Annotated in this window: 2 protein-coding genes; both read left to right on the forward strand. The window is 66.8% G+C overall.

Annotation, left to right across the window (positions count from 1 at the left end; translation table 11 throughout):
• The first annotated feature begins 508 nt into the window (after positions 1-508).
• Positions 509-7,627, forward strand: coding sequence for an SDR family NAD(P)-dependent oxidoreductase (locus tag F0U60_RS22010; protein ID WP_395822964.1), 7,119 nt, complete (start codon positions 509-511; stop codon positions 7,625-7,627).
• Positions 7,624-12,396 (forward strand): type I polyketide synthase, encoded by a 4,773-nt coding sequence (locus F0U60_RS22015; protein WP_395822966.1) that lies wholly within the window; start codon positions 7,624-7,626, stop codon positions 12,394-12,396. The genes F0U60_RS22010 and F0U60_RS22015 overlap by 4 nt, the downstream gene beginning before the upstream one ends.
• Positions 12,397-12,405: the final 9 nt, after the last annotated feature.

The raw sequence follows: 12,405 nt of genomic DNA on the forward strand, positions 1-12,405 counted from the left end.
GTCCTCCTCGGAAAGGGCCATAACACACGGAGGAGAGGCGGATCCCCCGATAGGGGGAGGACACGTCCGGCGGTCCACGGTACTTGCCAGGATGCCCCGCGAGCGTGGGCAGAAGAGCGCCTAATGCATTTGAGTGGCGTTTGGGAGGCATTGAGGGCGCGGTGATGAGTCTCAGCCCTCCAATCCAAGACGGAAAGAGGCTCGGTTTAGCGTAACCGAAGGTAATGCGATGCATTCATTCGTCCCCTTGTTTCCGCCGTGTTTTCACTAACGAGCACTGTCGTTTCCTTGGGTTGGGGGGCTCTCTCGTTTTGACGGAAAGTAAGAGACATCCAGATTTTGATTGCTGGCTACGGCCAAAGGAGCTAAAAATTTCGTCTCACGACATTCCAGACAGAAACGCAAAATTTGCGTAGGTGTTGCTTCTTTAGTTCGTGGCACGGGGCTCGGGTGTGTTTGAGCCGGTGTGCCAGCGTTGATCACCCTTGCCGTGTGTGTAGGGGAAGAGTTGCGCGCCGACACCATCCAGACCTGGCTCGTGACGCAGCTCGCGTCAAAGTTAGGTGTCAGTTCTGAAGTCATTGATTCGCGTGAGCGCCTCAGTCGATACGGAATCGACTCACGAGACATCAAGTCCCTGCTCGCCGAGCTGGGAGTGTTGTTGAAGAGACAGCTTTCGCCGACGTTGGCTTGGACCTACCCAACCATCGAGGCCTTGGCGAAGCACCTCGCGGGTGATGCGGACAGCTCCAGCGGGGGGCGGACTCGCGCTCTCGAGGGCAGGCATGACGAGCCCATTGCCATCATTGGAATGGCGTGTCGTTTCCCGAAGGCACCAGATGTCGAGTCCTTCTGGTCACTGCTTCGTGACGGGGTGGATGCCATTACGGAGGTGCCGCCGGAACGTTGGAGCCTCAATCAAGGCATGCGCTGGGGCGGTTTCCTTGAGCAGGTTGATCGCTTCGATCCGCTCTTCTTCGGCATCTCCCCACGCGAGGCGATCCAGATGGATCCGCAGCAGCGCCTCGCGCTGGAGCTCTCGTGGGAAGCCCTGGAGAGCGCTGGCGTTGCGCCGGGCTCGCTCATGGACAGTCGCACGGGCGTGTTCATGGGGGCGATGTGGGGCGACTACGCGAAGCTCGCTCGCGGTGACACGGGATACATTGGACCGCACACCGCCACGGGCCAGGACAGCAGCATTATCACCGCCCGCGTCTCTTATTCTTTGGGGCTGAGAGGCCCCAGCCTCACGGTCAATACCGCCTGCTCCTCGGCGCTCGTCGCCGTCCACCTCGCATGCCAGAGCCTCCGCAACGGCGAGTCGTCACTCGCGCTCGCGGGAGGCGTCAATCTTCTCCTCGCACCGGACAGCACGGTGGCGATGACGCAACTTGGAGCGCTGTCGCCGGATGGGCGCTGTAAGGCCTTCGATGCCCGTGCCAACGGGTATGTCCGGGGCGAGGGGGGTGGCATTGTCGTGCTGAAGCCCCTGTCGCGTGCGCTTGCCGACGGGGACTCCATCCTCTGTGTCATTCGCGGTAGCGCGGTCAACAACGACGGCTTCAGTAATGGGCTGACCGCGCCCAATCCGCGGGCCCAGGAGGACATGCTGCGCGAAGCCTACGCGCGCGCGGGGGTGAGCCCGGACAAGGTTCACTATGTCGAAACGCATGGGACCGGCACCTCGCTCGGCGATCCCATCGAGGCAAATGCCCTGAGCGCCGTACTTGGCGTGGAGCGCCCCGCGGAACGGCCGCTGATCATCGGCTCCGTCAAGACGAACATCGGCCACCTGGAGGCCGCCTCCGGCATCGCGGGACTGGTGAAGTCGGTGCTGGCCATTCAGCACCGGGCGGTCCCTCCCAACCTCCATTTCGAGCAACCCAATCCCTACATCCGCTTCGAGGAGCTCCGTCTCCTCGTTCCGACCTCACTGCAGCCCTGGCCGTACGAAGGCGAGCCCGCGCTCGCCGGCATCAGCTCCTTCGGTTTTGGCGGAACGAATGCTCACCTGGTTCTCGAAGCGCCGGGACCGAGCCCTGCGCACATCGCCCCGTTGGCCGCTGATGACCCCACGGAGCTGACTCGGCTGGCACGCCAGCTGCGGGACGCGGCCTCGGCTGCCGCCCCTCGAGTGGGGCTATCGGACCTCTGCTTCTCGGTGGCGGCCAGGGAGAACCGTGGCGCCCATCGGCTGGCGCTCATTGCCCGCTCCCAGGCCGAGCTCGTGACGCAGTTGGACGGCTTTCTTTCGGGTGAGCCGCGGCTGGGCGTTCTCCAGGGGGAGGTCGCTCCTGGAGGTTCTCCGAGGCCCGTTTTCGTCTTCTCCGGGACGGGTTCGCAATGGCCTGGGATGGGACGGGAGCTGCTGCGCACCGAGCCCGTCTTTCGCGCGGCCATCGAGCGATGTGACCGCGCATTGAGGCCACTGTCTGGCTGGTCGCTGCTCGAGGAGCTCGCGGCGGGCGAGGCGAGCGCGAGATTGAAGGAGTGCAGTGGCCTGCAGACGGCGATCTTCGCCGTCCAGGTGGGCCTGGCCGAGCTCTGGCGCTCCTGGGGCATCGAGCCCGCGTGTGTCGTGGGCCATAGCATCGGCGAGGTCGCCGCGGCGCATGTCGCGGGAATCCTCGATCTCGAGGACGCGGCCCGTGTCATCCACCACCTGAGCCGGCAGATGGGGCGGCTGTCCGGTCGAGGGGCGATGCTTTCCGTCGACCTGCCGGCTGACGAGGCCGAGCGGCTTTTGGGTGAGCGGGCGGGGCACGTCGTCGTGGCGGCGCACAACGCTCCGGCGTCGACGGTGCTCTCTGGCGCGCGAGAGGTCATCGAGGAGCTGGGCACGGAGTTGGAGCGACGTGGGATTACGGCGCACTCCGTTCGGATCGACACCCCCAGCCACAGCCCCCACATGGACCCCTTCATGGGGGAGCTTGCCGAGGCGCTCGAAGGCTTGAGCCCACGGGCCGGGGCGATCCCGATGATCTCCACCGTCACGGCGGCGTTCGTGAAGGAGGAGGCGTGCACGGCCGGTTACTGGGTGCGCAACCTGCGCGAGCCCGTGCGGTTTTCTCAGGCCATCCTGAGGCTCCTCGAGGGTGAACACCGGCTGTTCCTGGAGCTTGCGCCCCATCCCATCCTGGCGCGCTCCGTTGAGCAGTGCCTGCGGAGTAAAGGGCAGCAGGGCGTCGTGCTCGCCTCGATGCGGCGCGGAGAGAGCGAGGGCGCCTGCCTACGAGAAAGCCTGGGCCGGCTCTTCACGCTCGGCGCGGCGGTTCATTGGCGCAAGCTCTACCCGGCGGAGGTGAAGCGCGTCGAGCTGCCGATCGGTCGGAATGCCAGCGACTTCGGCATTGAGGCCCGTGGGGCGTTCCAACTGCTGCCGCTGTCGGCGCATACCCAGGAAGCCTTGGAGAGCGCGGCGCGCGCGCTTCAGTCGTCGATCGCGGAACGCCCCGACGTAAGGCTCGAGGATCTCAGCTACTCCACCTCCGTGGGGCGGAGTGCTCAAGCGCATCGCCTGGCCTTCGTGGTCGACTCCAAGCAGGCGCTGGTGGAGCACCTGGAGGCTTTCCTGAAGGGAGAGTCCCGGCCCGGGCGTGTCGCGGGCATCTGCTCTCCGGGGGAGCGCAAGAAGGTCGTGTTCGTCCTCCCGGGGCAGGGCTCACAGTGGCCAGGCATGGGGCGGGAGCTCCTGCGTCACGAGCCTGTGTTTCGCGAGGCGCTCGAGGAGTGCGATGAGGCGATTCGGGCCTGTGCCGGCTGGTCGCTGATCGACGAGCTGCTGGCGGATGAGCCGCGTTCCCGGATGCGCTCCATCGAGGTCATCCAGCCGACCCTGTTCGCTATCGAGGTCGCGCTGGCGGCGCTCTGGCGCTCGTGGGGCGTGGAGCCGGATGCGGTGGTCGGCCACAGCATGGGTGAGGCCGCGGCCGCTTGCATCGCGGGCGTGCTCCGGTTGAAGGACGCGGCGCGGGTCATTTGCGACAGGAGCCAGCTGCTGCGGCGCGTGGCGGGGCAGGGCGGCATGGCGGTGGTGGAGCTCAGCCTGGCGCAGGCTCGCGAGCTGTTGAGCCGCAAGGACGGGCGCGTCTCTATCGGCGCCAGCAACAGCCCGCGCTCAACCGTCCTCTCGGGCGATGCCGTCGCGCTGGAAGAGCTTCTGCGGGAGCTCGAGCGCGAGGGGATTTTCTGCCGGCGGGTGAAGGTCGACGTCGCTTCGCACAGCCCGCAGATGGATCCGCTCAAGGAGGAGCTCCTCCACGCGCTCTCCAGCATCGTGCCGCGCGCCGCCGCGATCCCCCTGTATTCGACCGTGACGGGCGAGCCCATCGAGGGCGCTCTGCTCGATGCGTCCTATTGGATGCGCAACCTGCGCGAGCCGGTGCTCTTCAGCAATGCCATCGAGCGACTCGCGGGTGACGGACACGGGGTCTTCGTGGAGCTGAGCCCGCATCCCATTCTGCTGCCCTCGATTGATCAGACGTTGCGGCACGGTGGCCACAAGGGCCTTGTCCTCGCGTCGCTCCGGCGAGAGGAGCCCGAGAGGGCCGTGTTGCTGGAGTCTCTGGGCACGCTCTTCACCATGGGGGGGCAGGTCGACTTCCGCGGGCTCCATCCACACGGTGGGCGGCGTGTTCGTCTGCCGACCCCTCCATGGCAGCGGCAGCGGTTCTGGCTGGACATGGATGCGCCCGCGGCGAAGTCCTCGTCTCGAAGTGCCGCGCGGCCTCCGAGCCAAGGGGCGGGCCATCCTCTCCTGGGTCACCGCCTCCCCGCGCTCGCTCATTCTCCGGCGTGCCACGTCTGGGAGAACAGCTTGGAGCGGACGCTCGTCTCCTACCTGGATGATCACCGGGTTGGCGGCACTGTGGTGTTGCCCGGCACCTCGTACATCGAGATGGCGCTCGCCTCCGCTGCGGAGGTGTTTGGCAAGGGGCCTCTCTCGCTGAGGGAGGTCGAGCTTCGAGAGAAGATGAGCCTTTCGGCGCCTGGGGCGCGAACCGTCCAGCTCTCCCTGGTTCAGGAAGAAGCCGGACGCGGCTCGTTCCAATTGCACGGTCGTTCCTCCCAGGAGGAGCCGTGGACGCTGCATGGCGGGGGCGCGGTACACGTCGAAGAGCAGAGCGGAGCCCAAGGCGCGGACCCGCTGCTCTGGGCCGAGGTGGAGTCGGTTCGCCTCCAAGGCAAGGAGCTCCCCGCCGCTGCGACCTATGAGGCGCTTCACGCGCAGGGCAATGAGTACGGCCCCCTGTTCCGAGGAATCGAGCAGCTCTGGATTCGGGATACGGAGCTGGTGGCCCGCCTGCGCATCCCCGAGCCGCTCGAACAGGAGCTGTCGGACTATCGCTTCCACCCAGCGGCCCTCGATTTGGGCCTGCAAGCCCTGGTCGTACTGGCCGCGGAACGGGGTGAGGTGGGCACCGCCCTGCCTACCCGTTTGGAGTGCATTCGGGCCCATGCGGCGCCGGGCGTTCAGATGTGGTGCTACGCCCGTTTGCACCCAACCCGGGAAGCGGGCTCGTTCAGTGGAGACGTCCTGTTTCTCGACGAGTCTGGTCAGCGGCTCGCCGAGCTCCAGGGGGCGCGATTCCAACTCTTGGGTACGCAGCCTGGACGACGCGACGGCGAGCGCGTAGCGGACTGGCTCCACGAGGTGGAATGGCAGCCCGCGCCTGGGTCCGCGGCGACAGACGAGCTGTCGTCTCGAGGTCGGTGGGTTCTCTTCTCCGACGGAACGGGCCTGGGGGATGTGCTCGCCACGTGGCTCGTGGCTCGGGGTGGAGCGTGCATCCGTGTCTCGCCCGGAGAGGCCTTCGCGGAGGTGGGAGACGGCCGTTTCGTGGTCAACCCGGAGCAGCCGGACGATGTGCGAAGGCTCTTCGAGGTGCTCGCGCGCGCTTCGGAGTCGCCCCTGCGGGGAATCGTGCATCTCTGGAGCCTCGACGCGCCGTCTCCAGAGGAGGGCGGAGTGGAGGCGTTGGGCCAAGCGAGACGCCTCGGTCCGGGCAGTGTCCTCTCACTCATCCAAGGACTGGATGCGGCGGAGCTTGCCCAGAAGCCGAGGCTCTGGCTCGTCACCCGAGGCGTTCAGTCGGTGGGGGAGGCTGGGCCTGGCGCTGGAGCGGTCGCGCAAGCTCCCATCTGGGGTCTGGCACAGGTCGTTGCCTACGAGCACTCGGAGCTGCGGTGCACGAGAGTGGACCTCGCCCCCGTCCCTGAGCTGGGTGAAGAGCAAGCGTTGCTTCAGGAGCTCCTCGCTTCGGACGGGGAGGACCAGGTCTCACTGCGAGGTGGGAACCGGCATGTCCCGAGGCTGACGCGGTGCCGGGCTGATGCGACGACTGAGGTCAGCTCCAACGCTCTTCAGGGCGAGGTCATCCGGCCCGATGGCAGCTATCTGATCACGGGAGGTCTCGGCGGCCTCGGTTTGACGATTGCGAAGTGGTTGGTGGAGCAAGGCGCTCGTCACCTCGTCCTCGTGGGGAGGAGCGGCGCCTCCGCCGCCGCGGAGCCGGTCCTGGCTTCGCTGAGGAGCGCTGGCGCCGAGGTCCTCGTGATGAAAGCGGACGTGGCCAACGCCTCCGAGGTGGAGGAGGTGATCGGCACGCTTCGGCGGACGATGCCCCCGTTGCGAGGCATCGTTCACGCGGCCGGGCTCCTGGACGATGGCACGGTGCTGCAACTGACGCAGGCTCGCCTGCGGAGCGTCATGGCGCCCAAGGTTGAAGGAGCGTGGAACCTTCACCAGGCGACGCTCGATGCTCCGTTGGACTTCTTCGTGCTCTTCTCATCCTCGGCGTCGCTCGTGGGAATGCCTGGGCAGGGCAACTACGCGGCGGCGAATGCGTTCCTCGATGCGCTGGCGGGGTTCCGGAAGGCGCGGGGCCTCACCTGCCAGAGCATCCAATGGGGTCCTTGGTCTGAAGTCGGGTTGGCCGCCGCACGGGAGAACCGGGGCGGGCGCCTGTCACTTCGCGGCATGGGAAGCTTGAGCCCCCGCGAGGGCCTGGAGGCGCTCGCGATGCTCCTCTCTCCAGCGGGGCCGCTCCGCGAGCGGGCTCAACTGGGCGTGCTCCGGCTGGACGCGCGGCGGTGGTGCGAGTCGTACCCGGCCATTCGCTCCTCGTCACTGTTCGCGGCGCTGCTGGCAGGGGAGCGGGCCTCGAACCCGAATCCAGAGCAGGGCAATCTCCGCTCCCGCCTGCACGAGGAGCCGGTGCGGACACGGCGTGCGACGCTGGAATCCTTCCTGCGGGAGGAAGCCTCGCAGGTGCTTCGGCTGCCACCTTCTCGGATTGAGCTCTCCCGTTCGCTCCAGACGCTCGGGATGGATTCGCTGCTGTCACTCGAGCTGCGAAACCGTCTGGAGGCGAAGCTCGCGCTGACGTTGCCAGCGACCCTGCTTTGGAATTACCCGACGCTCAATGCGCTGACTCCGTTCTTGGCCGAGCGGATGGGGATTGAACTCGACAGCGCCGAGGCCCCGCTCCAGCAGACAGCCACCTCGAACCTCTCGGAGGAAGACGGAGCCGCGATGTTGAAGATGTTGGAGCAGCTCAAGGGACTCTCGAACGAGGACCTGCTCGGCATGTTGAAAGAGGACAAGGACGAGGAGGTCTCCTCATGAGCGACATGCTGAAGCAGCTCGCGCGGATGATCCGCGAGCTTCCTCCAGATCGACGCGCGTTCCTCGCGGAGCTCCTGCGTCCCGAGCCGGAGCCGATCGCCATCGTGGGAGCCGGCTGTCGGTTCCCGGCGGAAGCGGATGGTCCAGAGGCTTTCTGGAACCTGCTCGAGCAGGGGGTCGACGCCATCTCGGAGGTTCCTCCCGAGCGATGGGATCTGAAGGCCTTCCATGATCCGGATCCCGAGGCGAAGGGGAAGGGCAATACGCGGTGGGGTGGGTTCCTGCGGAGGGTGGATGAGTTCGATCCCGGCTTCTTTGGGATCACGCCGCGCGAAGCCATCCAGATGGATCCGCAGCAGCGGCTTCTCATCGAAGTGGCGTACGAATCGCTCGAGGACGCGGGCATTCCGCTCGAGCGCATCTCCGGAACGCAGGCCGGCGTCTTCGTGGGGATCAGTGGCGGTGATTACAACCTGCTCCAGCTCGCCAGTCCGGAGCAGATCGATGCCTACACCTGCACCGGAGCCGTCCGCAGCATCATCGCCAACCGGCTGTCCTATCTGTTCGATCTCCGAGGGCCGAGTCTCGTCATCGATACGGCCTGCTCCTCGTCGCTCGTGGCGGTCCACCTGGCCTGCCAGAGCTTGCGGAACAAGGAGTGCGATCTCGCCATCGCGGGGGGCGCCAATCTGGTGCTCTCACCGCATTGGAGTGTGGCGATCGCGAAGCTCCAGGCGCTTTCCTCCGATGGAAGGTGCAAGACCTTTGACGCCCGTGCGGATGGCTTCGTGCGAGCGGAAGGGTGCGGCACCGTTGTGCTCAAGCGCCTGTCGGACGCACTCGCCGCAGGCGATCGCATTCGCGCGCTCATCCGGGGGTCGGCGACCAATCAGGATGGGCACAGTCAGGGACTCACCGCGCCGAATGGTCTCACCCAGCAGGCGTTGCTGCGCCAGGCCCTGCAGAACGGTGGGGTGAAGCCAGAGCAGGTCGATTTCATCGAGACCCACGGCACGGGGACGAGCCTCGGCGATCCGATCGAAGTGAGCGCCCTCAGTGAGGTGTATGGCAAGCCGCAGCCCGACGGCCGGCCATGTGTTCTCGGGGCGGTCAAGACGAACGTCGGCCATCTGGAGGCGGCTGCCGGCATCGCGGGGCTGCTGAAGGTCATGCTCGCGCTTGAGCATGGGGCCATTCCGAAGCAACTGCATTTCCAACAGCTCAATCCCAACATCTCGCTGAAGGGCACTCGGTTCGTCATTCCCACGGAGATGCGCCCCTGGCCGTCCGAGGGGCCGCAGCGTCGAATGGGGGCGGTGAGCTCGTTCGGTATTGGTGGCGCCAACGCGCACATGGTGTTGGAGGAGGCTCCACCCCCAGAGCCCAAGCCCGCGTCAACGCTCGCGCGTCCGCGGCATCTGCTCGCGCTCTCCGCCAAGACCGGCGAGGCCCTGCGTGCGCTGGCGGGTCGATACGCGCACCATCTCTCGACGGTGAGCGAGGAGGCGGTGGCGGACGTCTGCCATACAGCGCACCTCGGACGGTCTCACTTCAAGTACCGGCTGGCGGTGGAGGGGGCCTCTGGGGCCGAATTGCGTGAGCGCCTGGCCCGCTTCGCGGCGGGCGAGGAAGACGCCGTTTCGGCGTTGGGGACGGTTGAGGAGGACGCGCCACGGGAGGTGGCGTTCCTGTTCACGGGACAAGGCTCCCAGTACGCGGACATGGGACGCGCGCTGTATCGCACCCAGCCGGTCTTCCGTGAGGTGATCGATCGGTGCAGCGCGCTGCTTGGCGCCAATCCCGTGTCGTTGCTCTCGGTGCTCTACCCGGAGCCTGGCGCACCCTCTCGGATCGATGAGACGGCGTTCACCCAGCCCGCGCTCTTCGCCCTCCAGTGCGCGCTGGTCGAGCTGTGGCGCTCGTGGGGAATCGAGCCGTCAATCGTCATGGGCCACAGCGTGGGCGAGTACTCCGCCGCGTACGTGGCCGGTGTGTTCAGCCTCGAAGACGGTTTGCGGCTCATCGCTGCACGTGGGCGGTTGATGCAGGCACTGCCGCCGGGCGGCGCGATGACTGCGATCTTCGCCAATGAAGCGCGGGTGTCCGCGGCCGTGGAGCCCCTGAAGGGTCGGGTCTCGATTGCGGCAATCAACGGGCCGACGGAGGTCGTGATTTCTGGCGAGAAGGCGGCGGTGGAGGAGATCGCCGAGCGCTTTCACGCGGAGGGTGTGGAGACGCGCCGCCTGAATGTCTCGCACGCCTTCCATTCACCGCTCATGGAGCCGGTGCTCTCGGGCTTCACGCGGGTCGCCGCGGGCGTCACCTACAAGGCGCCGAAGGTGAAGCTCATCTCCAACCTGACCGGGCAGCTCATGCTCGAGGCGCCGACGGCTGAGTCCTGGGGCCGTCATCTGCGCGAGCCGGTCCGGTTCCTGGAGGGCCTGCGTACGCTCGGCACACTTGGCTGCCGGACGATCATTGAAATCGGTCCCACTCCAACCCTGATTGGCATGGGCCGCCGGTGTCTGCCCGACGAGGGCCTGACCTGGCTCCCGTCGCTCCGAAAGGGCAAGGACGACTGGCAGCAGATGCTCTCCAGCCTGGGGGCGCTCTACGTCCGAGGCCTGCCCGTCCACTGGGCCGGTTTCGACAAGGCGTATGCGTGTCGTCGTGTCTCGGCGCCGACGTACCCCTTCCAGCGCAAGCGCTACTGGCTCGCGGATTCCTCGCCCGAGCGTCCTGTCGCGCGTGCTTCTTCCAGCGCGCCGCTGGCTTCGCCGGACGGGTTGGGTGGGCTCTATCGGCTCGAGTGGAAGCTTGAGTCGCATGCCCACCTGAAAGAGGGGAGCAGGGGAGACGTTGAGCGAGACGGCGGAACCTGGCTCCTCCTCTCGGATCGCGGCGGAGTGGGCACGGCGCTGGCCGAGCGCCTGCGCGCGCGCGGGGCGCGTTGTGTCCTTGTCGTCCCTGGGGATGGGCCCCTGCGCCGGGAAGAAGGCGTTTGGAAGATCGACCCGTCGCGTGTCGACGACTTCACGCAACTGCTCGAAGAAGGGGCGAACGATGAGGTCCGGCCGCTGCGAGGCATCGTGCACCTCTGGAGCCTGGACATAGGGCACGGTGGTGCCTCGTCCCTGTTGGCATCGCAGATGCTCGGATGTGGCAGTGCCCTCCATCTGGTTCAAGCGCTCGCCCGGTTCGCGAGGGAGGGCCGGTCTCCTCGCGTCTGGTGGGTGACGCGCGGTGTTCACACACCGGGGGTGGAGAACGGTCCGGTCGAGGCGGCGCAGGCGCCGCTCTGGGGCCTGGGTCGGGTCCTCGCGCTCGAACATCCGGAGCTGTGGGGTGGACTCGTCGACCTGTCGCCCCAGTCTGACGAGGAGGAACTCGAGTCCCTGCTCCGTGAGTTCTCGTCGCCGGGTGGCGATGACCAGATCGCACTGCGAGGGGCTTCGCGGAGCGTGATGCAGCTCGCACCGTGCGAGCTGCCCGCGCCCTCGGGTGAGACCCGCATCCATTCCGACGGCGCCTATCTCATCACGGGCGGCCTCGGCGGGATCGGCCTGCGTGTAGCCAGGTGGATGGTGGAGCAGGGCGCGCGTCACCTGGTGCTCGTTGGCCGTCGAGGTGCCTCGGGGGCGCAACAGGCTGTCATTGAGGAGATGGAGCGCGCCGGTGCGAGGGTGCTCGTTGTTCAGGGCGATATCTCGAAGAAGGAGGCCCTTGCTGGACTCCTCGAGCGCGCCCGCCAGACCATGCCACCGCTTCGAGGGGTGATTCACGCGGCGGGTGTCCTCGACGATGGCGTGCTCCTCCGGCAGGACTGGCAACGCTTTGAGCGGGTCCTGGCGCCGAAGCTGGAGGGTGCTTGGAATCTGCACGAGCTGACGCGCGAGCTCGACCTGGACTTCTTCATCCTGTTCTCGTCGATGGCCTCGGTGCTTGGCTCCCGCGGCCAGGGGAACTACGCGGCGGCGAATGCGTTCCTGGACGCGCTGGCGCGCATGCGGCGCGCGTTGGGCCTGCCTGCGGCGAGCATTCAATGGGGACCCTGGGCGCAGGTGGGAATGGCGGCGAGCCAGGAAGCGCGCGGTCTGCGCGTGTGGTCGGAGCAGGGCGTGGGCCCGATCGAGCCGGAGGAGGGGCTCCGGCTTCTGGATCGTGCCATCCGCATGGGCGGGACTACGGCTCCCGCGGAAGTGTGCGTGCTTCCCGTGAACTGGCCTGTCTTTCTCGAGCAGCTCGCGGCGGAAAGGACTCCGCGTTGGCTGACGGAGATCGCGCGAAAGGTTCGTGGAGACGAGGGGACCACTCGAGCCGCCCAGCCCCGGTTGCTCGAACGGCTCGCGGCGGCACCGCCTCTTGAGCGTCGCTCCGTCCTCTCTGCGCATATCGCAGGCGAGGTCGCGCGGATCATGGGGTTCGATTCCTCGCAGACGCTCAATCCGCGAGAGGGCTTCTTCGCCATGGGCATGGACTCCCTCATGGCGGTCGAATTGAAGAGCCGCCTCCAGACGGAACTCGGCCAGACGCTCTCCTCCTCGTGCGTGTTCAACTACCCGACCCTGGAGAGCCTGACGGGGTACCTGGCCAGGACAGTCAACACCCTGGAGATGCCTGAAGACAGGCCTGGGGCCTCGCAGCCGACCACGACGAAGGACGATGCCTCGGCGCTCGCGCCGAAGGTGGATGCCCTATCGGGCTCGGCACTCGCTGAGCTCTTCGACGAGCAACTCTCCGCAATTGACGCCTTGATCGACAACACCTGAGCGGAAGAC

This window comes from Archangium minus (assembly GCF_044360475.1).
GTDB lineage: Bacteria > Myxococcota > Myxococcia > Myxococcales > Myxococcaceae > Archangium > Archangium minus.

Coding starts and splice junctions, on each gene's coding strand:
- F0U60_RS22015 (WP_395822966.1), top strand. CDS start 7,624: ATGAGCGACATGCTGAAGCAGCTCGCGCGGATGATCCGCGAGCTTCCT.